Source organism: Paenibacillus sp. FSL H8-0457, from assembly GCF_038051935.1.
GTDB lineage: Bacteria > Bacillota > Bacilli > Paenibacillales > Paenibacillaceae > Paenibacillus_AQ > Paenibacillus_AQ lautus_A.
Genome location: NZ_CP150293.1, coordinates 5147067 through 5173391, shown reverse-complemented (window position 1 = coordinate 5173391; position 26325 = coordinate 5147067). Strand labels below are relative to the sequence as shown.

Sequence of the window (26325 nt, the reverse complement as noted above, 5' to 3'; positions counted from 1 at the left end):
CTTGTACAGCCGGGGAGGCGGTTATTCTTTCGTTTAAGGAACGGCGATGTTAGCGCGCGAAAGCAGCGGCAGGAGGATGGGCTTGCTCGGAGGAATCGCTCTGAGGCGGAACCAGTCCGAGATACGCTCGCATGCGATCCATCATCTCCTCACGGAAGGATGGCCATAGAATGTTCATCGACCCAATGTACCCCCGGCAAGCATATCGTGCCTGAATCCCGTCCTTGCTTTGCCCGATGTCATATACCTTGATCGCCCGCTTGGTGAATTCCTGCTTCACCTCTCGAAGAAGCACGGCAGCACGTTTGGCGCCGTTTCCCACAACCTCTACGTACAATTGAGGGGTTTTGAATACCCCGCTCTCCTGAATGATCCGGCAATCCCGTTCAAACACCTTATGAATGAACATCAGCAGCAGGTAACTCTTGATCAACGCCCGTTCTTCCGTTGTAACAGCCTGTATGGCCATCAACATCACCGCCTTTATATAGAAAATGGATATTGAATGAGAACTTATGTTCTTATTTTAACCGAAAACAAGGTTTTTAATCAAGCTCAAAAAAAGTGTTGACTCGATTTATTTAGCGTGATATTATATACCTTGTCGCCGCTGATAAGAGCTTGGCTCGAAGGTGGACAACATACATGCGGTCGTGGCGGAATTGGCAGACGCGCACGGTTCAGGTCCGTGTGGGCTTACCCCCGTGGAGGTTCGAGTCCTCTCGACCGCATCTAATGAGAAAGCTCGTAAACTGTTCTTGCAGTTTACGAGCTTTTTTGTTTTGGAATTCTCTGGGACTGTGCGATGCAATCGATAGCCAATGCGGCACAGGCCGAAATTACCGCTGACCTCCGCGGCACGCAACGAATAGGAGAGCCAACGATCTTACGGTGGCCGGCAATGTTCTGCAATCCGTCGGAAATGCGCTGCAGGTGATTGCGGAAGCGGAGGATTCCTGATTAACATTTATGCCTCTAATTACATATTTGAATAGCTTTTCTCAAACAATACGGTTAGGTAAGGCTATCATGATGATGAGTGGAAAGGGGCGTAACAATGCGGAAAAGATATAGAAAATCGATTATCTTGCTGTGTTTGGTATGGGGGATCTCGAACGGAGCACAGATCGGGTACGGGGCGGGGGTGGTTAATGCTCCTGATTCGTTCAACCATGATACTCGAAACGTGCACGAAGAATCCGATCACAGCAGATCCGTCCAGGAAAAGAAGCCGAATAAGCTGGCTGTCATTATCGATGATTTTGGCAATGATCAGAAAGGGACCGAGGAAATGCTCAATCTGCCTGTCAAAATCACGGTGGCCGTGATGCCGTTTTTGCCGACGAGCAAGAAAGATGCCGAGGCCGCGCACCAGCAAGGGCATGACGTCATTATTCATATGCCCATGGAGCCTAAGCAGGGCCGGTCTTCCTGGCTCGGACCAGGTGCTATCTTAAGTTCGCTCACCGATGAGGAAATTCGTAAACGCATGGAGGAGGCAATCGATTCGGTTCCTTATGCCGTTGGGATTAATAATCACATGGGCTCCAAGGTTACCGGGGATGAACGGGTCATGTCCATCGTGCTCGACGTTTGTAGGGAGAGAGGGCTGTTTTTCGTCGACAGCAAAACGAATTACTACAGCGTGGTCGGCAAACTGGCAGCGAAGAAGGGAATGCCGTCCATCTCCAACGATATCTTTCTGGATGACGTTCATACCGTTCAGCATGTGAGCAAGCAGCTGCAGACCGCGGCGCAGCATGCGGAAGAAAGAACTTCCTGCATTGCAATCGGCCATGTTGGCGTATATGGAATCCGGACGGCAAAGGCGCTGAAAGGCACGATCCCGGAACTGCAAAAAAAGGTGGAGTTCGTCGGGATCAGCGATCTCGTCAGGGAGCACTCAAGCTGGCGGCCTGATCCGCTGCGCTCGTATTAGATCTTCCTGGAGCACAGAAACAGGTCCGGAATCGAGTGACGAGACCGGTGGAGGGTCCAAACGTTAAGATCAGCCGAGACCGGGTATTTAATATAAAACGAACGGCCTTCCGCGCAAGAGTCCCGGTGATTCCGAGTTTCATGCTTGGAAGGCTGATTATATGTTGCGCTATATTATCGGATGCGGGCATCGGTGAGTTTGAATTGACCTACCAGCTGCTGCATCGATTTCGCTATGGCTTCGACATTGCCTGAGGTGTACCTTACGCTTTCGATTTCCTGCGACAGCTCCTGCACTTTGCTCTCCACATCCTTGGAAATCTTTCGGTTCTCCTTGCTGACCGAAGCGATTTTCTCCATCAGCTGAACCACTTCATCTACGGCCTGGTGCTTGCGCAGATCGTCTTCGGCTGCGGCGGCAAGCAGCTCGGAAGCCGCAGAAACCAGCAGGTTTCCTTCTTCCACGACCCGGGTCCCTTCCTTCATCGATAGAACGGCGTGCTGGGCGTCCTGATAGATATGGCCGATAATCCGGTGGACCTCTTCCGTGGACTGTCTGGTCAGTTCGGACAGCTTGCGGATTTCGGTTGCAACGACGGCAAAACCTTGTCCGTGTTCTCCGACCCGTGCCGCTTCAATGGAAGCATTCAGGGCCAGCAAATGGGTTTGGGAGGATATTTGTTCGATCGCGTGCAGCACGCCTGTAACTTCCTGAACGGTTCCCATGAACGTGCGGATGGTCTGATTGGTTTCCTCGACTTTCGCAGAAATATGAGACATCTTGTCTCCGATCCGGACGACTTCATTCTTGGCCACATCAATCTGCTCATTTGCTTGCCGTTCCAGCTGGCGGAGCGTCTCCCGCATCCGTTCCGCGCTGTCCTTCACGGCATCGATATCCTGCAGCTGGCTGCGCATGCTGCGGATCATCTCGCTAATGTTGCTGCTGACACGCTGTGCGGAAGTAACGGTGACGGCGGTAGTGTCGTTCATTACCTGTTGGCTGGAAGAAACATCGCCTGCCGTCAACTTCACCTGCATCATGATGCTTTCCAGCGAATCGATCATATTGTTGATCCATTTGGCTAATTCGCGCGTTTCATCCTGATCGAATTGGCGGGGGTCCAGCCGCTGCGTCAGATCTCCGCTGCCTTCGGCATTCATGCGGATGAAGCGGTTGAGGCTGCGTAGACGATCCGCGATTCGTCCAATTTCTTTATGGCCGACCAGGGAAGAGGTGAGAAGGCCGGTGACCAAGCAGGCTAACCCTCCCGCCATGGCTGCAAATGCCGGAGATAAATAAACAGCCGTAATAAAAACAATGCCAGCCGTCAGGAGGCTCGAGATAAGGGTAGACAAGCCATGGAGCTTGGCATGTCTGAAGCGAATGCCGCGAATACGGTAAACCTCTTCGAGATCCCCTTCGCACATCATCCCCCAAACATCCGGACAATGGGGCAGGCGGAACGTCACACCTTTGCCGATCACCGGAATGTGGCGGTAATCGGAATATCCGGGGAAGTCCACGAACAGATTGCTTCCGTTCGCGATGGTGTTGGCTACGCCTGGATGAAGCTGACCCGTTGCCGGGTCGGTGAACATCAGCTCGAGCTCCGTATGTTCCTGAACCGACACGGTCCCCCAGTCAGTCGTTACGCCGTCCTTCAGGTTCTCCCCGTGTGTGAAGGTCCGGTCTTCAAACCGGCTTCTGGAAAGGGCCGTGCCCGGAGCAATATGGCGATTCATCTCGGGCTTGGCCATGAATATATAGTTGTCGCCGGAATCGGGATAGACGTGGCCGGATTCCCGCTGAATCAAATCCCCGATCACGTCGTTTGGAACGCGGCCGCACAGAATGCCGGCGAACGTATCGTCGACGTAAATGGCATTCATGAACAGCAGCGTCATTTTGTCGTGAAAAGCAGAGGAGCGGGGACCGATAGTGAACGTGACGGGATCCGCATACGGCCCGAAGAGCAATTTGCCGGTATCCGAGCCGGCGAGATGAATGATTGCGTGGCCCAATGGACTGCTCTTGCTGTAGCTGGTTCCAACGTGCGGAGCGTATGTAGAGTACGTGACCTCACCCGAAGGGTTCAGCAAGAATAATTCCGTGAAATCGGCAGCGCGCGAGTACAAAGCGGAGAAGAGCTGCTCCTGCTTCAATGGGGCCCTTGTAGAGAAGGGATGAGGATGCTCGCTGCCGACTGTTGAACCATGGGTCTTGTCCTTGTTCAGCTGCTCCTTCAATCGGTCCAGATGTCCCCAATATTCATGGCTCCAGGAGAACAGCAGCTCCTTGCGCGTCTCGGCAATGCCTTCGAATATGTCCTCGATGTCTTCCTTCAAATTACGATTCAGACGCCATGAAATCCAAAGCGGAAGTCCTTGGCGATACCCAAGCCAGTCAAACATACGATCTCCCCCAATTCCCATTCGATTCATCTATCTTTATTTATGTTAGATATACTATCATAATTTCCGGAAAAATCTAGTAAATATTTCGAAAAAAATGATGCTTTTTTCATATTGATGTCAGTTTTTATGACATAAATATGGGTTTAAAGGCCTGGGAGTTGGATTCTGTAGTCTAGACGCCCAACAAAAAACAGCTCCAATTTAAAGAGCTGTTAAATAACTGATAATCCCGTCAGCAATGGCTTCGGCAATCATCATTTGGCCGTTACGGCTAGTCAACAATTTCCGGTCCTCCATATTGCTGAGGAAGCCGGTTTCTACGATGACGGCAGGTACTTGGGTTTGATTGAGCAGATAATAAGGCTTGCCTACCATGATGCCATTGTTGCTGCGATATACCAGATTCAACTGTTCCTGAATGGTTTCCGCGAGCAAGGTGCTTCGGCCCTCGGATTGATGCAGTACGATGCCTCCGCGCTTGGACGCATTTTTCCCCCAGTTCACGTGGACGCTGACTACCAGCTTGGTCGGGATTTCGCTGCTGAGCTGCTTGCGCTGCGACAGATCGCGGCGATGCCTGGAGGAGCTTCGATGCCAGCGGTTATCGTCGCTTAGCGCGTAATCGGCGTCGCGATTCAGCACGGCATGATAGCCTTCCTTGCGTAGCAGCATGAACAGTCTGCGTGAAATGGCCAGATTGATATCTTTTTCGAGAATGTCTCCATGCGACGTTCCGCCGTCGATTCCGCCATGGCCCACATCGATCAGCACGACATCATGTGCAAATGGGTGGAGGTGTTTAAGATGTGATTGGTCGATTTCCCGTCCTGAGGAATGGGTTGATTCCGGCGTTTCGGACATAAGCTGGGCTGCCGGCATCACTTTCGGATGAACGGCATGTGCTGGAAGCTTCAGGGCCTGCTTCTTTACTGGGCTTGCTTCCGTGACAGAACCGGGGAGTACCAGCGTCAAGAGAAGCAAACATACTCCTGCTGACTTAATCATGATGGATTCCTTCTTTCACGTAAAATTTCGGCTTTATTAGAATGTGCATTAGGCAGAAAAATCATGCCGTTAAACAGGAGTCTAGAATCGGTCGGAATGGAGCACACTGATACTGGGAAGTGGATAAACCATAAGGAGTTGATTCGTATGGCAAGCGGAGATGAATTGATCAAATATATTACCGAACGCGTGGTTAACTATATAGATACGCCTAAGGAAGTTCGGCGCAGGGCGAAGGTGAAGGAATCCTGGACCACAAGGTGGTTTGGCATGATTCCGTTCTCCATGTCGCTGTGGAAAGACGACGTATCCTCCAAGCGCAAAAAAAGGCAAAAGTAAAGCTGCTGCTGTTCATTTGCTGTATGTTCCTTAATGAAGTCAGCTATTGTACAGCGTGCGCACGGCATCCTGTGCAGCCAGATGCCAGACTTGGGGCATGTTTTTGCATTGTATTGGCTGGCAGTCGACGCTTGGAAGTACGGAAGTACGCACTGAAAAAAACAGGTGAAACGATGAAGGACGCGGGCCCTGATAAGGGCCGCGTCCTTTTGTCCGTCTGGGATGCTGAAGGCATGAGGGCTTGTGGTTGGTTCGCATGAATGACGGACTTGTTAGCCCGCTTACTTGTACTTTCGCGTCATTTGGGTTGAGCATAGAACTGGCCTTGTCCGATCAAGCGAGATGCCGGCAGAAAGCGGAAGGTATCTGTGTTCCGCAATGGAACCGACACATAGAGCGCTGCCGAATGCTTCTGAATCCCTGTCGACCAGCGGTGCCACCCGTTTAAGGTAAAAGGGGCTCCGAAAGCGGCGTTGCTATTTTTGGACTTGAATATCAGGCTGGAGTGCTCCTGCAGCAATTTACGCAGATCGGCACTGCTTCGGGCCGTCAGATTGCTTGAGGCCAGCCATAGCAAATTATCGTAAGGATCCCGGGAATCGCCGGCTGCAATGGTTGGCGCACCGGCAATCCAGCGAGTGGATGAAGTTACCAATCCTTTGCTTGCCGCCGGCATCGAAGCCGATACCGGCTTGACCGCCGTCGTTGTCTGCTTGAGTTCAGCCGGAAGGACTTCGCTATTCAGTGCACTGATATAAACCGGCTTCTTGCCGGGAAGCTGAACCTGCCAGACAGGGGATACGTCATACAGCTTGCGCACGCTGCTTCCCTTCGGCAAAGATCCGCCGGCCTTCAGAAATCCCTCGGCCGCAAGCCGTTCATTCAGCGGTGCTTGACTGAAGGGAAGGGTGGAGCCGATCCCGTATTCGCTCAAGATATATCCACCGTCTTCTCCTGCGCTGATAATCATGTAGCCCTGAGGCAGTCCCTGATCGGAAATCGTGACCAGCCAGCCGTGCGTGCCCGGACCAAGTGGGGTGAATTCCAGCTCTGCTCCGTCCCAGGCAGTAAATGGCGCATGCACCGATAGTTGATCCACGGTCTGTTCTGTAAAGTCTACCAAACTTTCCGGTACTTGAGCCCGGGCGCTGCTGTAGGCGAGGCTGGATGCAGACTGGACAGCAAGCAGAGCGTCTGCCGCACTGACGGCGCTCGCAGGATTGGGGGTGTCTGCTTCACGAGCCGCAGCCATGCCTGCCTGCGGGTGGGTCGTGCTGAACCACAGGAGTGCCGTTACGATGACGGAGGCAGACCACCTTCGATATTGGATAAAGCGTTTGTTGTCGATTGATTTAGGTTTGCGCTTGTTGTCCTTGTCATCCTGGTAATGGGGTTCCATGTTCCACAGCTTCAAATCGCTAACCGCCTTTCCTTGGCCCTTACGCGCCATGGATGTGATGGAATCATCATATCGGACAAGCTCTGCAAAGGCTGTTGCAAGCTGTCGCGGCAGGGGAAGGGAGAATGGTTCTTTTTTTGCCTGCTTTTGTAGAGAGGCGTCATGAAGACGCGCCCACGGGCGAACACAGATGAAACAGACCGCAGGTTATGGCGGACAGGCTCACTTTCGGCTCGTACTGCCACTGCATTTCCGACCGGCGGTTCTTGTACTGCTCCTCGATTTGCGCCTTTTTCTCTTCGTCCTGCTCTTTGAGCAAATCCTCGTAGTAGCCGTCGATGACCACCAGCTCGTCTTCGAGGCGTTCCTTAGCTTTCGCCGCCCAATCGTAATCCAGCTTGCTCAGTTTGTTGATCAGATGATTCTCCAGGGCAGCTACGGCCTGCTCAAGGGTGAGAGCCGCCGGTCTGACGTGAACGCTCTCGGGCAGGCGTGGAGTCAATTCGCGCCCATGCAGAATGGCGGGGAAGTCTTCGGTAATCGCGCGGCTGGACAGCGAGATTCCGAGAAAAAACAATTCCTCCCGCTTCAGATCGCAGCTGAACTCCACCTTGAAGCAGACGCCCAGCCACTGCTCATAAGGCGTGGAACGGCCCCGGGGACGCGGTTCTGCATCCCGCTGCTGGAACAGATACACGCATTTGCCCTCTTCGCGGGAGGCATTCCAAATCTGGGCCAGCCGGCTGCTGCCGTAGCCGATATTCTCCCGCTGAATCCGGCCTGGCCCCAAGATCGGCAGTACCGGGGCGTTCCCGTAATAGCGCGCCAGCAGCGGATCCTGTGCAGGTGCGTTAAGCTGGGTTTTGGCTTTGGCTTCTTCCGCCTTGGCGAGCCGTTCGTCGTATTTTTCCGGATCAAACACGAAGTTGAACGACAGCGTTTCGGCGGGAGCCCCGGTACGTTCCACGAACCCCCAGTAATAGGGGCGGTTGGTGAGCATTTTGTCTGCCTGCGGCGACAGTTTCACGGTGACATGCTCGGGCGATTTTTCGATGACGGTGCATTCGGTGGCTTCCAAATAGGCCATGAAGTGCTGCTGCACCTCCTGCGGCGTCATGGTCATATTAGGCTTCTTCCTCTCTGAGAGTTTCTTCGGCCGCGCTTTCCAGCTCGACGTCCTGCTTGATATGGTGAATGGAGTCGCCCAATGTGCTGATGCGCTGGCGGATTTCATCATCATTGCCGGACTCCAGCATGATTTTGTACAGGCTCTTCTCGATCGTTTCCTTCTTCTCGAAGCGCTCCAGGATAACGTCAAGCCCGCCGATGACCATCTCGAACATGTTGATCTTCTCGTGCAGCAGGTTCAGGATATGCTCCTCGATGGTTCCCGAAGTCGACAGGTTGTAGATCTTCACGTCATTGGTCTGGCCTAGACGGTGCACGCGTCCGATCCGCTGCTCGACCCGCATCGGATTCCAGGGCAGATCAAAGTTGATCATATGGTGGCAGAATTGCAGGTTGATGCCTTCGCCGCCGGCTTCCGTCGCGATCATGACCTGCGCCTTGCCGCGGAAAAGGTCCATCATCCAGTCCTTCTTGCCGCGGTTCATGCCGCCCCGGTACGGGACGGAGACCAGCCCGTGATCGCGGAAATAATTGAGCAAGTATTCCTGCGTGGCCCGATATTCCGTGAACACGATGACCTTCTCGTTCATTTGCTGAATGAGCTCGATGGCTTTTTCCGCCTTGGTGTTTGCTTTGATGGCCTTGATGAGATAGACGAGCTCCCAAATTTTATCGCGCAGCGGAGAGTCCTCCGGCAGCTTCTTGGACAGATTAACAAGGGTCACGAAGACGGCATCCCGGCTGCTGCATACTTCCCGCTGCAGGGTGACGAGCGACAGCATACTGCTTAAATTTCCCCCAGCTGCCTGATACTGATCTTTGACGAAGGACGTAACGCCGTCGTATAATGACTGTTCTTCAGGCGAAAGGCTGAGTCCCACGTTGCGGACGGACCGCTTCGTGAACTTCACTTCGCCTTCGCCCCGACGGTTTCGGATCATGACCTTGGACAGCTCATCCTTGAGCTGGTCCTGGTTCTTCGGTCTTCGTTTATCCACGACAAAATTAGCGGCAAACTGTCCCTGGCCGCCAAGCTGGCCCGGTTTCAGCAGCGTGATGAGATTGAAGAGCTCGCTGAGGTCGTTCTGCACCGGCGTGGCGGTGAGCAGGAGACAGTATTTTTTGCGCAGCTTTTGGATGAATTGATAATTGGATGTTTTCTTGTTCTTGAGCTTGTGCGCTTCATCGATGATGAGCATGTCGTATTCCTGGTTCAGCAGAATCTCCTGATGCGGATCGCGCTTGGCCGTGTCCATGGAGGCGACAACGATGTCATTGCCCCAGGAATATGCTTTTTTCTGCGCGACCGCGGGAATGCCGAACTTGGAGTTCAGCTCGCGGACCCATTGCAGAACCAGGGAAGCAGGTACGAGAATCAGCACTTTGGATACCAGTCCGCGCACGATGTATTCTTTTAAAATAAGACCGGCTTCAATCGTCTTGCCAAGTCCCACCTCATCCGCCAAAATGGCTCTGCCCGACATCTCGAACAAAACGCGTCTTGCGGTATCGGTCTGATGGGGGAGCGGGGATAAACCGCCAAGGTGCTTGAGGCACTGCAGTTCTTCAAAGCTTGTAACGAGGCGCGATTTCTCGCCCTCAACGGCAAGCTGGGCCAGACGATAGTCACCCCAAGGGCCTCCTTTGTCCAGTCGGCCAGAGAGATCGTCAAACCAAGAACGGTCGATCTGCAATGGAACGGGAAGGCGCGGGTCGAAAATCATGCCTGAGTCGGCAGATGGCTGTTGGTTCATGTCGATCTCCTCCTGTGATGAAAGATTCCGGGCCAGCGGTGTATATGTAGTATGGACGAAAAAAGAAGTCTTCATAACCTTGCACGGATTCGGCAGCCGCGGAATACCTTATAGAGCGCACGGCTGCTGGAATTGGATATTTTCATCCTTTTTTTCATAGGGATCAGCGAAAAAGAGAGCGAGAGGAAGAAAGCGGAAGCTTGCGCGCGGGAGCTTGGAACTGTCGGCTTAATTTTCACATTATCGGCATAGTTAACCTATATATAGTGTAGTATAATGAATAAATAGCACTATATGTGGTGTGTATAGTGGTTTTGGATGTTTGACCGGCTACATAACAGGTTATGTTGTTGGTGAGCACATACTTGGGAATCTTTTAAATTTTATATCTTATATAGGAGGTAGTTGCACTTGAGTACGATGCAGAATCAGCGGCTGGAAGGTTTAAGCGAGAAGATCTTTTTGGACCGGTATGCCTGGAAGGATGCGGACACCAACAACGCCAAGGTCGGCGACGTGGTGCTCGTGCTGACAAAGGATGATCCTAAATTTCCGACCAAGGAAGTTGGCGAAATCGTGAAACGCGAAGGCCGCAAGGTCACCGTGAAGACACGGAAGGGCGAGCTTGTGGAGTCGGATGTGGAGAAGCTGACGTTAACCATCGAGAAAACGCCGGAAGAAATGTGGGATCGACTCGCGGCCGCCATGTCATCGGTTGAGGCAACGCCGGAACTGCAGGAAGAGTGGCGCGGGAAATTCCGCGAGATTCTGGATGATTGGAAGCTGGTCCCGGGCGGACGGATTGCTGCCGGAGCGGGTGCAAGCGATGAATTGACGCTGTTCAACTGTTACGTCATTCCTTCCCCGAAGGACAGCCGGGGCGGCATCATGGAAACCCTGAGCGAGATGACCGAGATCATGGCGCGCGGCGGCGGTGTCGGCATCAACTTGTCTTCCCTTCGTCCTCGGCGCGCGATCGTGAGAGGCGTGAACGGATCCTCCAGCGGTGCGGTATCGTGGGGCGGATTGTTCAGTTATACGACAGGCCTGATCGAGCAGGGCGGAAGCCGCCGCGGCGCGCTCATGCTGATGATGAACGATTGGCACCCGGACGTGGAGGATTTCATTACGGTGAAGCAGACGATGGGACAAGTCACGAACGCGAACCTGTCGGTATGCGTCAGCAACGATTTCATGAAAGCCGTGAAGGAAGATCTGGACTGGGAGCTCGTGTTCCCGGATACCACCGATCCCGATTACGATGAGCTGTGGGACGGCGATTTGGATAAATGGAAGAAAGCCGGACGCAGCATCATTCCATATAAAACGGTTAAAGCACGCGAGGTATGGCACACCATTATCGAATCCGCATGGAAATCGGCAGAGCCGGGCGTGGTCTTCATGGAATACTACAACCAGATGTCCAACAGCTGGTATTTCAACCCGATCATCTGTACCAACCCTTGCGGCGAGCAGGGACTTCCGGGCTGGGGCGTATGCAACCTGTCCGCGATGAACCTGTCGAAGTTCTACGATGAAGCGAATCATGACGTCGCATGGGATGAGCTGGCTACGACGACGCGTTACTCCGTGCGTTTCCTGGATAATGTCATCGACCGGACGCCTTACCATTTCGAAGAAAACGAATTGAACCAGAAAAAAGAGCGCCGCGTAGGCCTCGGAACGATGGGTCTGGCCGAGCTGATGATCAAGCTGAACATCCGTTACGGCAGCCCGGAATCGCTGGAGTTCCTGGATAAGCTGTATGGCTTCATCGCGCGCGAAGCGTATCTTGCATCCGCGGATATTGCCGAGGAGAAGGGCTCGTTCCAGGCATTCGATGCCGAACTGTATCTGCAAAGCGGCTTCATGAAAAATATGGCCGAGGTGTATCCGGAAGTTGCCGAAGCGGTCCGCAAAAAAGGCGCCCGCAACGTTACCGTCATTACCCAAGCGCCGACGGGAAGCACGGGTACGATGGTTGGAACTTCGACGGGCATCGAGCCGTACTTTGCCTTCAAATACTTCCGTCAAAGCCGTCTCGGCTTCGACGAGCAGTTCGTGCCGATTGCTCAGGATTGGCTGGACAGCCATCCGGGCGAAGAGCTTCCGGACTATTACGTCACCGCGATGAGTCTCTCCGCCGAGGATCACATCCGCGTGCAGGCGGCGATTCAGCGCTGGGTGGACAGCTCCATCTCGAAGACGGCGAACTGTCCGTCCGACTTCACGGTTGAAGATACGAAACGCCTGTATGAGCTGGCATTCGATCTGGGATGCAAAGGCGTTACAATCTACCGCGACGGCAGCCGCGACGTGCAGGTCTTGCAGACGGAGAAAAAAGAAGACAAAGCCGCCGAAGCGACAACAGCTTCTACCGCGGAAGCGGCGCTGGAGCAAAGCGCGGCAGGCCAAGCCGCTGAGGAAACGGCGAGCGTGGAGCCGGCTGCTGCAAGCGTGGCCGTGACAGCCTCGCCGAGCAAGAGCGGACTGGATAAACAATACAAGAAGCGTCCGCAAGTGCTGCGCGGCGCAACCTATAAAATGAACACGCCGTTCGGCATGGCCTACATCACAATCAATGATCTGGACGGCATTCCAAGCGAAATCTTCCTGAACGTCGGCAAAGCCGGATCGGATGTGTTCGCGATGGCGGAAGCCCTGGGCCGCGTATGCTCCCTGTTCCTCCGTTACGGGGACCACGGCAACAAGGTGGAGCTGCTGATCAAGCACCTCAAGGGCATCGGCGGCACCGGCGCGATCGGCTTCGGCGCGAACCGCGTCGAGTCCATCGCCGACGCCGTGGCGAAGGCGCTCGAGACGCACGTGGCCAACAACGCCGAGGCGGATCATGACCATGATCCGGCACCGGTCGCAGCCACGATGGCGCCTGCCGATGCAGGCGAAGGCGGGGCAACGGCAGCTGCGGGCCACGGCGGACATGGCGCGCACGCAGGCGGCAGCATGTCGCTGGATTTGTGCCCGTCCTGCGGCGGGGCGTCCTTGATTAACATCGAGGGATGCAAGACGTGCGGGAACTGCGGGTATAGTAAGTGCTCTTAAGGAAGTCGTAGGGAAGAGCTCCCTCCGAAATTTGATTTTCCCGCGTAAGCTAACGAATATGATAGATCAATAAAAAAACAGCGGCAGTCAGGACTTTATTTTCTCGTCCATGGCTGCCGCTGTTTCCATAATTAGAGTATGGAATAAAACGCTTGCACCATTCGTAACGTATATATTAAACATATTGAATGAAATGTGGTGATTCAATTGAGCTCTACGGAAAGAATGCCATTGTATCAAAGGGTTCAAGAGTATATACGCGACTTGATATCGTCGCAGGTCCTGAAGGTTGGAGACCGTATACCTACGGAAAAGGAACTCATGGAGCGTTTTGGAGTAAGCAAGATTACGGTCGTTAATGCCCTGGCCGGCTTGGTTAACGAAAAAATCATAACCAGGGTGCCCGGAAAGGGGACTTTTGTAAGCGAGCCCGAATCTCAAATGCCGGCCACTCCTCCTATAAGTACCGCAAAACCTGTCCATAAGACTAGCGGAGAAATGGGGACGCGGTTGATAGGGCTCATTATGCCCAGCATTTATGATTATTTTACGATTCGGCTTATACAAGGTATTCAGCAAGCACTGAATGAGAACGATTACCGCTGCGTTATCTATTTATCAGAGGGCGATATTGATAAGGAAAAAGAGGCGATCCAGACATGCAGTAACATCGGAGTGGAAGGGTTATTGATTTTCCCGGTGGACGAGGAATTATTCAACGAGGAAATATTAAGCATGAAATTTGCGGGGTTTCCGTTTGTTCTCATCGACCGTTACCTTCCCGGGGTGGAAACGCATTATATCGCATCGGACGGCAGGCTTGGCGCTAACATGGCGGTCAATTACCTGTGGGAGCTGGGGCATCGTGATATCGCCATCTGCTCCGATTCGCCCATACAAACCGTAACCGTTCAAGAACGGATCGATGGATATATGAATGCCTTCAAGGAAAAGGGGGCACTCATTAACCCTGCCCATATCGTAACCGGTTTTGAAATCGGAAGCCTTGAGCAAACCCATCCATTGTACCGCTATATCAAAAATCGAATGGCAACGGCTTATATTACGCTTAATGGAATTCTTGGAGTAAAAATCTATCAGATTGCGCGTCAAGCCGGATTGAAGGTGCCTGAGGACATTTCCATTATCAGTTTTGACGATCCGACTTCCATCATCGAAGGATATAGCACGTTCACGCACGTTAAACAGTTTGAACGAGACATGGGCTACCGTGCAGCTTACACGCTGCTTGAGGTGATTAACAGTGAAGACGGGCAACACGGAAAATTCGTTAAAACCCTAGTGGAGCCGGAATTGGTCATTGGCGAGACGACGGGAAAAAACCTTTCATCCACTTCATGATACCAACATCTGCTTCTTCCTATATATGCAACCTAATAACGAGTCCGATGCGCTTTCTATTCGAGCCTGACAATGGAAGCGATGGCTGCGCGGACTCTTTTACTAGGTCAACCATAACTTCCTCTCATGAAATGCCCCCCCCCTCCCCATAATAGTTTCCCAAAATCAAATCAATAAAGAAATCCAACAGAAGCTCTTCCATCCATTCGCAGGTCGCTACATCTCAATATCATACTTTTGATCAGACCCTTTTTTATAAGGATATATTGAATATAATGTAACCTTGCCTAGGAATAAGAACGCCTCAAAAGAAGGAAGGGAAAAGGGCTCTTCCCCTGTTTATCTATACCCTAAGGTTACTTTTTACCCAAATGAAGAAATTGTGGAATGTTTCCTACATCATATTGAATATATTTAAACTATAAAATTGAAACCGCTTGCAGTGAAGGAGGGGGAGAGAGTCGCTATAACCCGTCGAAACGAAAAGCCATCTATAAAATCCCATACGACGAAGATGTAGGAGGTGTTCGGAGAATGGTACCAAAGGGTGCTCTTATCCCTGGATTTGAGCAATTAAAAAAGAATAAGAAATTAACTAGAATATGGTATTTCAGGCATATATATTTATTTTTGCTTCCTGCGATCATCTGGTTCCTGGTGTTTGCTTACTATCCGATGTACGGCATTATCATCGCATTCAAAGATTACAAATTCAATTTGGGGATATTGGGGAGTCCGTGGGCAGGATTTAAATATTTCGAGCAGTTTTTAAACGATTCCAGTTTTTACGATGTGCTCCGAAATACGTTATCCATTAGTGCCCTTAAACTTATTTTTGGATTTCCAGCTCCCTTGATCCTAGCCTTAATGCTCAATGCCGTCATGCACAAAAAAATTAAAAGAGTGTTTCAAACGATTTCCTATCTGCCGCACTTCGTTTCGTGGGTCGTTGTCGTTACCTTGCTTCAAAAAATCCTGTCTCCGAACGTAGGGCTTATCAATGACATCCGGTACCAAATGGGTTTGGATCCCATCTTTTTTATGGGAAAGCCGGAATTATTCTATCCATTGGTCCTCATATCCGACATCTGGAAAGGCGTAGGCTGGGGTTCGATCATTTATTTAGCCGCGTTAACGAATATCGATCCACACTTGTATGAAGCTGCGGAAATCGACGGGGCTGGAAGGTGGAGCAAACTATTCAAGATCACGCTTCCATGTCTTACGCCAACGATCGCCATATTGCTTATTTTCTCACTCAGCGGAATACTGAACGCGGGTTTTGACCAAATCTGGCTGATGCAGTCCCCGGCAACCTTAAGCGTCTCGGAGATCTTGGACACTTATGTCTTAAAAACAGGCCTCCAACAGGGGCAATTAGCATATTCCACGGCCATCGGTTTATTCAAATCTGCGATCTCGCTGCTGCTCATTGTTGCTGTCAATAATATATCCAGACGCGTGAGTAACGTATCGTTATGGTAATCAGCTAGCACTGAAGATGAGGAGGTGTGTGTTATGGGTGCAAGTAGGCTGTCGCCGGCAGACAAAATGTATATGACGCTTAACTATGCGGCGCTGCTTTTATTCTGCGCTACGGCGCTATATCCATTTATCTATTTTCTAGCCCTGTCTTTCAATGACGGCTACGATGCGATGAAGGGGGGAATCTATTTTTTCCCCAGAGTGTTTACATTAGAAAACTATGCAAAAGCTTTTAGCAACACTTTGATCCTAAATTCCTTCTATATTTCCATTACCCGAACCCTTGTGGTTACGGTTGCCTCCGTGTTTTTGACGGCCTTATTAGCCTACGCCCTTTCGCGGAAAGGTTTGCCGGGAAGAAAATACATCGTATTCTTCTTTTTCTTTACCACGTTGTTCAGCGGCGGACTGATTCCGACGTTCATCCTGTTCAGGCAAATCCACATCCTGGATACGTTTTGGGTGCTGGTGCTGCCGTCCCTATATAACTTTTTCAATGCGATTATCATGAAAACCTTCTTCGACGGGATCCCTGAAGGTCTGTCGGAATCCGCCCGAATCGACGGCGCAAGCGAGTTGTCGGTATTTGCCAGAATCATTCTGCCTCTATCGATGCCGGTGCTTGCTACCATTGCTTTGTTTGTCGGGGTGGGCGTGTGGAATGACTGGTTTACCGGTCAGTTTTTCATACAGAATGAAAAGCTGCAGCCTGCCGCTACGTTCCTGAACAAGATGATCAGCGAAGCGTCTTTCCAGTCGATGACGTCGTCGTCGGGAAATAGCGGATCCGCCATACAAAACATGACCGAGACGCAGATGGAACTGCGAGGCGTAACGCCGGAAGCCTTGCGGATGACGTTCGTCATCATTATAACGACGCCGATCATCTGTGTGTATCCGTTTCTTCAGAAATATTTTGTGAAAGGCGTACTGGTAGGTTCTCTTAAGGAGTAGTCGGTATAAAAGGCTATGCCTTTTATATAAAAAAACTTCCAATGGAAGGGGATTGTAGGATGAGGAAGAACAAGCGCAGGAGTGTTCTTGGCATGACACTAATCGCTTTACTGCTTCTAGCAACCATGACGGCATGTACGGGAAAAGGCGGAGGGGAGGATGCAGGTACGGTTGACACAGGTCCGAAGGAGCAAGGTACTGAAGAAATAAAACCGGTGACCTTGTCTTTCCTCAGTGCTTGGAACGGTGGCGGAGCCGGTTTCCCGCAGGACCAGGAGAATAATCCCGTAGCCCAACAAATTAGAGAAAAAACCGGGGTCACATTGAAACTGGAATCCATCACAACAAGCGAAGTAGAAAAGCTAAACACCATTTTTGCTTCCGGTACGGTTCCGGATATCGTTAACGCACCTTTCTGGTCTACGACAGGAGGAGAAGGACAAGTCATCAAGAAGGCGGCCATGGAAGGGCAGCTTCTGGATTTAACCCCTTATCTCGATAAATACCCGAATATTAAAAGACTTGTGACTACCGGGATCGCGAAGGATTTTGCCGAGTTCGATCTCAATAGTCCCGAATTTGAAGGCAAGACGTATCTCATTCCTACGGAGACCCCGGACGGTACCCCTGAGAGCATTCATAATTGGAATTACGGCCTTTTTGCCAGGGGAGATATCCTGAAAGCTTTAAATGTAAAAGCGGAGGATATTGATACGCAAGAAGAACTAGTTGATCTATTGATCAAGATCCGAGATGGCGGTTTCAAGGATATTGGCGGGAAGCCGGTCATCCCTGCCGGAACCATGTGGAACGGATGGGATTACGGCCAATTCCTTGCCGGGTGGACGGATTACACGATTTCGGACTACCGTGAAGTAGATGGAAAACTGATTCACTGGACGCAGTCCAAGGATCATGAAGCTAGATTGTTATACATGAGAAAGTTATTAACGGAAGGTTTGTTTGATCTTGAAGCCTTCAACAATACGAGTACAACAGCGAATGAAAAGCTGACGACGGGCAAGCTTGCCGTATTCGGAGCCCAGCCTATGTTAGCGGATTTACAAAAAACGCTGTATAAAACGAATCCGGAAATGCAATATGAACTACTCGGACCGATGAAGAATAAGAGCGGAGAGATTCGAACGCAAGTGGAAAAACCCGGCCGTTCCGGATTCCCTGCCCTTTTCTTAAGCGCTAACATCAAAGATCCCGATGCGGCATTGCGGTACATTGATTATGTCAACAGCGAAGAAGGCCGATTGCTTGCGTATTTCGGGATCGAAGGAACGCACTACAACATGGAGAACGGGATACCTCAATGGATTCCGGATGTGAAAAAACAATTCGATGAAAACCCGGATCTGAAGAGAGACGCAGGGCTCAATTATCTTCCAGGCAGGTTCATCGGGGCATTCTCCAATGAAGTCACTTGGCCTACGCCCGAAGATCAAAAAACGGAGTGGCAAAAGCTGGAGGAGAGCTTCTCGGCAAGATTGCCGATCAAAATCATAGACAAGGTAAGCGCCAGCTACCTTGCAAGAGAGTGGCCTAAATATCAGGAATATATCGATAAAACCAGCAGTTTGAATTTCGATGAGGAATTTAAGAAAGCGTTTTTTGCAGGGTCAGATGAAGAAGCTCTCAATATGCTTCATAGCGTTCAAGAAAAATTCAGAGCGGCCGGCGTGGAAGAAATGGCGGAGTTCGTGGCTCAAAAAGCTGCAGAACGTGATGATGTCGGGTTCTAGTGAAGAGGTTTGCGGGATGGTGTTACTGCCATCCCGAATATTTCATGAATATTAGGTCAGTCGCAAGAGAGGGGACAACTCATGTTAAACCCGGTCGTTTCAGCAGGCGCATTCACTGAACTCGATAAGTTTATGTTCGAATCGTGGGGTTATTTTGTCATTCCGAATGTGCTGTCAAAAGAGGAGGTCAAAGAATGCCTGCAGGCATCCATTCGACTTCATGAAGCGGCAGGTACAGTCGGTTGGGGTCAAGTCGGCAGAGGGTATGAGTCTGAACACGCTCTTGAAAACTTAATGGATCATCCATCGGTTTTACCGAAGATAAGGGGCTTACTTGGCGATCGATTCATTATGCAGTCCGGGTGGAATACGATGCAGCCGGCAAGGGGGAGGATGGGAGGCTGGCATCAAGACGGATCCAGCGCTTTCGATTTTAAGAATCTGGGGTACCCAGTCCCCCTTATTCAGCTCCGTGCATCATTTTTATTGACCGATCAGGAAGAACCCGGCATGGGGAATATGGAGCTCATTCCAGGCAGCCACCGCAGTCTCGTTCCACTACCGGATTCGATTCGGACAGCAAATTCGGGTACGCCGATCAGCCATGTGATATGTGCATCTGCAGGATCAGTCCTGGTGTTTCACAACGCCGTGTGGCATCGGGCGCACGAACATAATTGGGATTACGACCGCTATACCATGCATTACATCTATAGCCCTCCGTGGGTAAAGCCCTCGGACCGTTTTCATAACGATGTCAACTTTATGCAAAGAACTACGCCTGTGCGAAGAGCTTTAATGGGGGATTTTTCAAGGCCTGATGCGCCATTTGGAGCAAGTTATACGCCACCTCCCTTTGAAGAAAACTAAAATCTTGTAAAAAATATAAACGATGACGGAGGGGAAACGCATGTTGAACGTTGCGATGTTAAGTAAGTGGCATGTGCATGCAGATGATTATGCAAGAAGGTTGCTATCTCACGGTAACGTCAAACTCACGGCAGTATGGGACGAACAGCCTGAACGGGGAAGCGAATGGGCTGCCCAATTGGGAACGGATTTTGAAGCGGATTTGGATACGCTGCTAGAGCGGGAAGACATCGATGGCGTCGTGGTGGATGCCCCTACAAGCATGCACGCTGACGTCATGGTAGCTGCCGCTGAGGCTGGCAAACACATCTTTACCGAGAAAGCCATGGCTCTTACCGTAGAAGAATGTAATCGAATTTCTGCAGCGGTACGCAAAGCAGGCGTCAAGTTCTGCATTTCATTTCCGGCTCGCACAAGGCCTCACCAATTGTTCGCGAAGCAGCTGATCGATGACCATGTATTGGGGGACGTGACGCTTTTGCGCATTCGGAACGGCCACGACGGCGCATTGAACAATTGGCTCCCGGAATACTGGTACGATGAGAAGCAAACCGGCGGCGGAGCGATGATGGATTTGGGATGTCATCCGATGTACTTAGCCAGCTGGATATTGGGTCAGCCTAAACGAATCACCTCCATGTTTCATTATTTCACCCATCGTGCAGTGGAAGATAATGCGCAGTGCTCCATTGAGTTCGTCAACAATGCGGTCGCATTGGTCGAAACAAGCCTTGTGACGTACAGAACCCCTTCTGCACTTGAGATTTACGGTACGGAGGGCACCTTGATGATCTCGGATGATACCGTTAGAGTCATCTCGAAGAAGCTCGATTCCCCCTTCTCCGGATGGATCTCACCCACTCAACTCCCTAAAGAGCAGCCGCTTCCGATCATCCAATGGGCGGATGCCTTAATTCATGACAAGCCGATGCCCTTCGGTTTGGAAGAGGGAACGAAATTGACGGAGCTATTGGAAGCGGCATACATCGCTCATAAGGAAAACCGAACGGTAGAGTTCAAATAACGCGAGGGAGGGAATTCCATGAGAACCGTAAAAGTAGGGATCATCGGTTGCGGAATGATTGCGAACGGGAAACATATGCCGTGTTTATCCAAGTTAGACAACGTACAGATGGTGGCCTTCTGCGACTTGAAGCCGGAAAGAGCAGAGGAAGCCGCGAAAAAATACGGCACGCCAGACGCAAAGGTGTTTACGAATTACAACGATCTGCTTGCCATGGAAGAGATTGAGGTCGTGCATGTGCTAACACCGAACAGCTCGCACGCGACGATTTCCATTAATGCGCTCGAAAGCGGCAAACATGTCATGTGCGAAAAACCAATGGCGGTCACAGGTGCGGAGGCCAAAGCGATGTACGAAGCCCACTTGCGAACAGGCAAGAAGCTTACCGTCGGGTACCAGAATCGTTCCAACGCCAAAAGCCAGCTGTTAAAAAAGATGATTGCCGATGGGGAACTTGGAGATATCTATTTTGCAAAAGCGGTCGCTACCCGAAGAAGAGGCGTTCCGACATGGGGCGTGTTTCTGGATAAAGAGAAGCAGGGTGGCGGTCCCATGATCGATATTGGAACCCACTCCCTGGATCTGATCCTATGGTTGATGGATAACTATGAGCCGGAGAGCGTCGTCGGCAGTGTCTTCCATAAACTGAAGTATACCGAAAATGCCGCGAACGAATGGGGGGCCTGGGATCCAAATGAATTCGAGGTAGAAGATTCGGCCTTCGGGTATGTGAAATTTAAAAATGGAGCGACGGTCATCATTGAAACCAGCTGGGCCCTTAACATTGCGGAAGGTGGCGGCAACCTGCTGTGCGGAACGAAGGGAGGAGCGGATTTTGCTAAAAATGAACTGCGGATCAATGGCGAGCGGGACGGGAGCTTGTTCCTGAATAAAATCGAGGTGAATCCGAATGCGCGAGAACAATTCAGGGGAGAAGAGTTGACCGATTTCGAGTATGAAGCCAAACAATGGATTCATAGTATCGTGAACGATACCGAACCCTTGGTTAAACCGAGGGAAGCGATGATTGTTTCACAAATATTAGAGGCCGTGTATATATCCGCAGAAACAGGAAAAACCGTTTATTTTGATAAAGAATAAGGACGTGAAATAAAGAGCTCTTTTCCGTTGTAATATCCCCTTAATGGAGACAGTGAAAAAAGAGTCCATGGTATCATGGGCTCAACACTGTTGACTGGAGGGGATTTTTTTCTATGATGCGTCATGATCGGCAAAAGAGAGAGAAGTCTGGCTACTCGAATTTCGAAGGAGGCACGTTGTAATATTTCTTGAAGGCTTTCGAAAACGTGAACGGATCGGGATACCCGAGGAAGCCGGCGATCTGTTGGATCGTATATTTTTTTTCGTAGAGATAATCTCTTGCTCGATTCATTTTGATTTGGGAAATGTATTGCCCTGGCGTGATGCCCACGCTTTTCTTGAAATAGGAGATAAAATACTTCTCGGAGACGCCGGCAATCGCCGCGAGCTCGTTCATCCGAATGGAACGCTGCAAGTTCGCATCCACGTATTGGAATACGTCCTGCAAGACATCCAGGCTTCCTTCTGTTTTTCTCGGCTTCCTGCCATTCAGAAATTTGCCGGTGTAGGCACCTTGCCCGTGAAGCTCGAGAATCTTAGCCATCACGACGAGAAGAGAAGCCTTTAGGTAGAGCTGGTTTCCCGACGTCCCGCTGCCTTGCTTCAATCGATGGTAGGCTTTGGTGAACAGTGTCGCCTCCTCCCGGATCAGGTCGCCCGCCACAATACCAGGGAGTTGAAACTCGCCCAAAATTCGCTGTTGTTCTCCGATGCCGAAATCGAAATGTATGTATAAGAACCGGCAAACATCCTCGGTCGTCGAGGCGATGTAGGGCATATCGGGGTAAAAAAACACCACGTCTCCCGGGACAGCCGTATGTTCGAACCCGTCGATGGTTATCTTAACCGAGCCCGATTGAATGAACCAGAGATCGTAATCGGGATGCGACTTGTGTTCGATCCAGCCCTGATCATGAGCCTGTTCTAAATAGGAGCTCATCCGGAGACTTATATACTCCGAGAGTTCGTTGATTATACTCATGTTCATTTTCTTGGCGCACATCGAATTTCCACTGTCTCCTCTACCGTATGACATTCTTGGTTTTAAGCAAGTATACTAAAGAATTTATGAGATGTGAATTATCATACTATATGACATGTTTTGATAACTATCGTACATTCCGCTTTTCGGCCACTCTCCTATAATGGACTTATATCCTATGAGGAGGGTTAATCATGAATGGTTCCAATATGCAGCAGCCGAAGGTGGTCGTCATCGGAGCAGGCAGCCTTTTTTTCGGTCGTCAGTCCATATGGCAGATGGTCCACTCCCCATACCTGAATCGGGGAACGCTTGCTTTGGTGGATACGGATGAGGAAAGGCTGTCGAAAATGGTGAGACTTGCCCAGATGGTGGCTCGGGAGAACAACGTCTCCTTGAAGGTGGAGGGCTCGACGGACCGAAGACAGGTGCTTCCCGGGGCCGACTTCGTTGTACTCAGCTTTGCCGAACAATCGGTGAAATATCGGGGTATCGATTGCCAAGTATCTTTGAAGTACGGCATCCGCATGTGCTCCGGAGATACGATCGGACCGGGCGGCATATTCCGAGCGATGCGGGAGCTTCCGGTCATCATGGAATGCGCCAAAGACATCGAGGAGTTGTGCCCCGAGGCCTGGGTGATCAACTATATTAACCCATCTACCGTCCATGGTATTGCATTGCACCGATATGCGCCGAAGCTAAAATCGTTCGCGCTGTGCGACAGCCATCATATGCCGCATAAGAAGGCCCATTATGCCGTGCGGGCCGGCATTATCGGGGACCAAAGCGAGTTCACCGCGGAGATTGACCGGAAGTTCGACTTCCGCGTCGCCGGCGTCAATCATTTTACGTGGCTGCTGAAAGCGGAGTTCGATGGAAAGAATGTCATGCCTGCGATTGCGGAGGCCATGCGCAAGGCGGCTGGCGAAGAGAACAATGGCGGCGACCACGGCGCAAAAGCGCTTCATAACGACGCCATCACGTATGAACTGTACGATATTTTCGGATACATTCCTACTTGCACGGCCCATACAAAGGAGTATGTCCGGTACTGGCAAGCTCTCGGCAAGACGCGGGACTCCATTCCGCCGTTATCGATTTGGGAGACGGAGGACCGATATCAGCGACACGACGAGATGTGGCAACAGGTGGACGACTTCCTCTCGGGGAACATTCCGATTGCCGATTACATGAGCACTTTCGGCCCGGATCATGCGACGGACATTATCGAAAATATGGTGGGAAATCTGGGGAAGCGCTTCTTCATCAACACGCTCAACCGCGGGGCGGTAACGAACATGAGCGACGGCTCGTTCCTGGAGCTCCTGTGCGACGTAAGCATGGAAGGGGCAAAGCCGGTCCACGTAGGCGAGATGCCGCGGGGAATTCGAGGCATGCAGGAGCTTGTGCTGGATACGCATGAGCTTACGGCTGAGGCCGTCGTGGAACAGAGCTACGAGAAGCTGAGGAGAGCGATGCTGACGGATCCGCTCGTGAATTCCATCAGCGACGCGGACCAGATCATCAAAGAACTGCTGGTACTGGAACGTGAGATGATCCCGGACGCTTGGTACGAAGATTGACCTGAACTCAAAGTTTATGCGGAGTACATTAAGCCCCGGTTAAAGGGAGCCATTCGTTCTAAGTGAAGCATTTGCTCTCAGGTTACCGCGGAAACTAAAAAAGCAGAGCGAAAAGACCACAAGAGTCCCTAATCAGGGATCATGTGGTCTTTGGTTTAATACGGTCGAATTGCGTGGAGCCGGCATGCTTCAAGTGGCAGCTGTATTTACTTGGTAGTGTTAAGTATGGTTGAAACAGTATTTAGACAGCCGCAAAGACTCGTGTAAAACCTTATTTGTAACAGATACCATTCCAATGAAACGAAAGGCAATTCCAACGCTCAGATGGGTATTGAAGCGTATTGCTGGATATCGAAACAGGAAAAACCGGTCGTTAGTGATCTTAAGAACTTGTAAATGTTTAACATTACTAATAGTATATGATTAAGAGGTGATTTTTTGTTGAGAAAGATCTGTATCATTTTCGTGTTCATTTTAAGCACCCTGACTCTCGGGTGTTCGCAACAGGAATCAAAGCCATTAGTTGTACCAAGCGAATATCAACATGCTAAGGAGATACTCGATCTTTTAAACAATGAGGGGCTCAAAATTCAAGAAATTCACAATTCTAAGTACACTGCATTCTTCAATACAAATCCTAATTACTCGATGTACATTAAATCTGATATGGGAGTTTTCGAACTTGTACATCTTGAACATAAGAACGGCAAGGAAATAGATATTGTAGTAGAGGAAGCAACTGATAGTGGGGAATATAAATATGTCGTTTCAGAGAATGGTGTAGAACAACTATTAATCCTAGGCTCAGAGAATTATTTTAATAAATCGGACGAATACATTACTATATCGAGAGATAAAGATTTGAATGATAAAATTAAAAAAGCACTAGAAGTTCAATAGACCTAATATGAACAACAGAAACGGACTAGTCACGCTAGTCCGTTTCATTTTAACTCCAAAATTCCACAATCATACTTTGCAGTGTATGCTACCTTAATCAAGTATTAAGAATTATTAGACTATTTAGTCACTAAGAGGGGGAGACTGGCGAATGAAAAAGTCACTACTTCAATGGGTTATCATGCTATCGGCAGTATACTGTATAGGACATATCTTATTTGATTTGAAAGAAACGCGATGGATGAGGATTCTTACCGGGGCAGTTGAAATATCATTCTTTGGAAGCATACTACTCTATATTTATTTGAAAATGCGAGAAGATAAGACGGCTCATTCAACAAAACCCAAAAAATAACCCTGCTGTTTAACTGCAGTCAGGGTAGGCTTTGGTTGGCAGCCGAGCGCCTTTTCCGCTGCGCAGGACAATCGACAATCACTGGCAGAGCAGCGAAAGATGATATATCAGCGTATGGGGCAAATACTTGGCGTAGCCTACCCAACGTAAAGGTGAAAGAGTATCCCGTATCGCATTTCGCTTGCCGAGGGAAATGAAAGGAAATTAAGTATGAAGAGATATATTGAGTTTTCTTTTTATCTACCGTTTTTTGATTTGATAGATGATACGGACGAGGTATTCAATTTAGAAGAAATAATGAGACAACTAGATATTGGTTTTAATAAGATGGAATTGTATAACCAATATTTATCTTATGGTGAAGGACCACATAGGGCAGGAAAGGGAGACATTTTTGTCTTTTTTAAGAAAGATGATAAGGATAGTTTTATATTAATAGATTTGTTTAACGATTTTACCGATCAGCATAACATGGTGAAATTAGGAGTCCGTTGTGAAATTAAATATGATAAGCAGATAAGGAATATACTATATAATATTCATTCTGGGGCAGAGATTAAAAGTAAAACAAAAGAGAGTCATGATGATTTACTGAAGTTGGAGATCAACAGCGAAGATTATCCAAAAGAAATCCGTTATGGGGATCGAAAATACATAAAAAACATTTATTATGACGCTTTATAAACATCATGTTAGCAGTTCAAGAAGGCAGGAGATACATCTATAACATAATATTCGCGTTGCGGGGGCTTACACCCCTCGATCGTCCGATGTATAATCATGGAAGATAACTCGGATGACATCGAGCCGACCTAAGATAGGAGCTATCTAAGGCCGGCTCTCGTCGTAAATAAGGAACGTTATCAGAAATTAGTGCAACTTATTAAACCAACAAATCATTTATGTTTTTC

21 protein-coding genes and 1 tRNA gene are annotated in these 26325 nt (G+C 50.0%); 15 read left to right on the top strand and 7 right to left on the bottom strand.

Annotation, left to right across the window (positions count from 1 at the left end):
• Positions 1-49: 49 nt before the first annotated feature.
• Positions 50-469, bottom strand: coding sequence for a hypothetical protein (locus MHI43_RS23105; protein ID WP_015736660.1), 420 nt, complete (start codon positions 467-469; stop codon positions 50-52).
• A gap of 178 nt (positions 470-647) precedes the next feature.
• Between MHI43_RS23105 and MHI43_RS23100 the strand changes: the two genes are divergently transcribed.
• Positions 648-731 (top strand) — tRNA-Leu (locus MHI43_RS23100).
• Positions 732-1057: 326 nt separating this feature from the next.
• Positions 1058-1939, top strand: a complete 882-nt coding sequence (locus tag MHI43_RS23095; protein ID WP_015736659.1) for a divergent polysaccharide deacetylase family protein — start codon at positions 1058-1060, stop codon at positions 1937-1939.
• 173 nt (positions 1940-2112) lie between these two features.
• Here MHI43_RS23095 and MHI43_RS23090 read toward each other — a convergent pair whose 3' ends face one another.
• Together MHI43_RS23090 and MHI43_RS23085 are read right to left on the bottom strand one after the other, a co-directional pair.
• Entirely contained in the window at positions 2113-4353 is a 2241-nt protein-coding gene (locus tag MHI43_RS23090) for a methyl-accepting chemotaxis protein (protein WP_036660254.1), read from the bottom strand.
• Between the two features lie 204 nt (positions 4354-4557).
• Positions 4558-5361 carry an N-acetylmuramoyl-L-alanine amidase gene (locus tag MHI43_RS23085; RefSeq protein WP_015736657.1) on the bottom strand — a complete coding sequence of 268 codons (804 nt, stop codon included), beginning with the start codon at positions 5359-5361 and terminating at the stop codon, positions 4558-4560.
• A gap of 147 nt (positions 5362-5508) precedes the next feature.
• Between MHI43_RS23085 and MHI43_RS23080 the strand changes: the two genes are divergently transcribed.
• Positions 5509-5700 carry a YqzE family protein gene (locus tag MHI43_RS23080; protein ID WP_036660256.1) on the top strand — a complete coding sequence of 64 codons (192 nt, stop codon included), beginning with the start codon at positions 5509-5511 and terminating at the stop codon, positions 5698-5700.
• Positions 5701-5733: 33 nt separating this feature from the next.
• A complete protein-coding gene (locus tag MHI43_RS23075; RefSeq protein ID WP_341283169.1) occupies positions 5734-5856 on the top strand; it encodes a hypothetical protein in 123 nt (40 codons plus the stop codon).
• Between the two features lie 142 nt (positions 5857-5998).
• Here MHI43_RS23075 and MHI43_RS23070 read toward each other — a convergent pair whose 3' ends face one another.
• From MHI43_RS23070 to MHI43_RS23060, 3 genes are all read right to left on the bottom strand, one after another.
• Positions 5999-7150, bottom strand: a complete 1152-nt coding sequence (locus tag MHI43_RS23070) for a hypothetical protein (RefSeq protein ID WP_051425285.1) — start codon at positions 7148-7150, stop codon at positions 5999-6001.
• A gap of 109 nt (positions 7151-7259) precedes the next feature.
• Positions 7260-8222, bottom strand: a complete 963-nt coding sequence (locus MHI43_RS23065) for a YqhG family protein (protein ID WP_015736654.1) — start codon at positions 8220-8222, stop codon at positions 7260-7262.
• 1 nt (position 8223) lies between these two features.
• A complete protein-coding gene (locus tag MHI43_RS23060) occupies positions 8224-9981 on the bottom strand; it encodes an SNF2-related protein (RefSeq protein WP_036660260.1) in 1758 nt (585 codons plus the stop codon).
• A 411-nt stretch (positions 9982-10392) separates the two neighbouring features.
• Here MHI43_RS23060 and MHI43_RS23055 point away from each other — a divergent pair, with 411 nt between their 5' ends.
• The 8 genes from MHI43_RS23055 to MHI43_RS23020 all read left to right on the top strand — a co-directional run bounded on the left by MHI43_RS23055 (position 10393) and on the right by MHI43_RS23020 (position 21591).
• Positions 10393-13044: an adenosylcobalamin-dependent ribonucleoside-diphosphate reductase gene (locus MHI43_RS23055; RefSeq protein ID WP_036660262.1), complete on the top strand. Its 2652-nt coding sequence runs from the start codon at positions 10393-10395 to the stop codon at positions 13042-13044.
• A gap of 225 nt (positions 13045-13269) precedes the next feature.
• Positions 13270-14406: a GntR family transcriptional regulator gene (locus MHI43_RS23050; RefSeq protein WP_081746250.1), complete on the top strand. Its 1137-nt coding sequence runs from the start codon at positions 13270-13272 to the stop codon at positions 14404-14406.
• A gap of 534 nt (positions 14407-14940) precedes the next feature.
• Positions 14941-15891 (top strand): ABC transporter permease subunit, encoded by a 951-nt coding sequence (locus MHI43_RS23045; protein WP_009590053.1) that lies wholly within the window; start codon positions 14941-14943, stop codon positions 15889-15891.
• A gap of 33 nt (positions 15892-15924) precedes the next feature.
• Positions 15925-16845 carry a carbohydrate ABC transporter permease gene (locus tag MHI43_RS23040; protein WP_015736650.1) on the top strand — a complete coding sequence of 307 codons (921 nt, stop codon included), beginning with the start codon at positions 15925-15927 and terminating at the stop codon, positions 16843-16845.
• Positions 16846-16904: 59 nt separating this feature from the next.
• Entirely contained in the window at positions 16905-18596 is a 1692-nt protein-coding gene (locus MHI43_RS23035) for an extracellular solute-binding protein (RefSeq protein ID WP_235201843.1), read from the top strand.
• An 81-nt stretch (positions 18597-18677) separates the two neighbouring features.
• Positions 18678-19466: a phytanoyl-CoA dioxygenase family protein gene (locus MHI43_RS23030; protein ID WP_036664289.1), complete on the top strand. Its 789-nt coding sequence runs from the start codon at positions 18678-18680 to the stop codon at positions 19464-19466.
• A gap of 40 nt (positions 19467-19506) precedes the next feature.
• Positions 19507-20490, top strand: coding sequence for a Gfo/Idh/MocA family oxidoreductase (locus MHI43_RS23025; RefSeq protein ID WP_015736647.1), 984 nt, complete (start codon positions 19507-19509; stop codon positions 20488-20490).
• Between the two features lie 18 nt (positions 20491-20508).
• Complete coding sequence (locus tag MHI43_RS23020) at positions 20509-21591, top strand: Gfo/Idh/MocA family oxidoreductase (RefSeq protein ID WP_036664287.1); 1083 nt, start codon at positions 20509-20511, stop codon at positions 21589-21591.
• A 151-nt stretch (positions 21592-21742) separates the two neighbouring features.
• Here MHI43_RS23020 and MHI43_RS23015 read toward each other — a convergent pair whose 3' ends face one another.
• Positions 21743-22594, bottom strand: a complete 852-nt coding sequence (locus MHI43_RS23015; RefSeq protein ID WP_036664285.1) for an AraC family transcriptional regulator — start codon at positions 22592-22594, stop codon at positions 21743-21745.
• Positions 22595-22767: 173 nt separating this feature from the next.
• Here MHI43_RS23015 and MHI43_RS23010 point away from each other — a divergent pair, with 173 nt between their 5' ends.
• The 3 genes from MHI43_RS23010 (at position 22768) to MHI43_RS23000 (ending at position 26098) form a co-directional block, all read left to right on the top strand.
• Positions 22768-24159: a glycoside hydrolase family 4 gene (locus MHI43_RS23010; RefSeq protein WP_036664283.1), complete on the top strand. Its 1392-nt coding sequence runs from the start codon at positions 22768-22770 to the stop codon at positions 24157-24159.
• A 438-nt stretch (positions 24160-24597) separates the two neighbouring features.
• Entirely contained in the window at positions 24598-25059 is a 462-nt protein-coding gene (locus MHI43_RS23005; RefSeq protein ID WP_036664280.1) for a hypothetical protein, read from the top strand.
• Between the two features lie 565 nt (positions 25060-25624).
• Positions 25625-26098, top strand: a complete 474-nt coding sequence (locus tag MHI43_RS23000) for a hypothetical protein (RefSeq protein ID WP_036664277.1) — start codon at positions 25625-25627, stop codon at positions 26096-26098.
• Positions 26099-26325 lie beyond the last annotated feature (227 nt).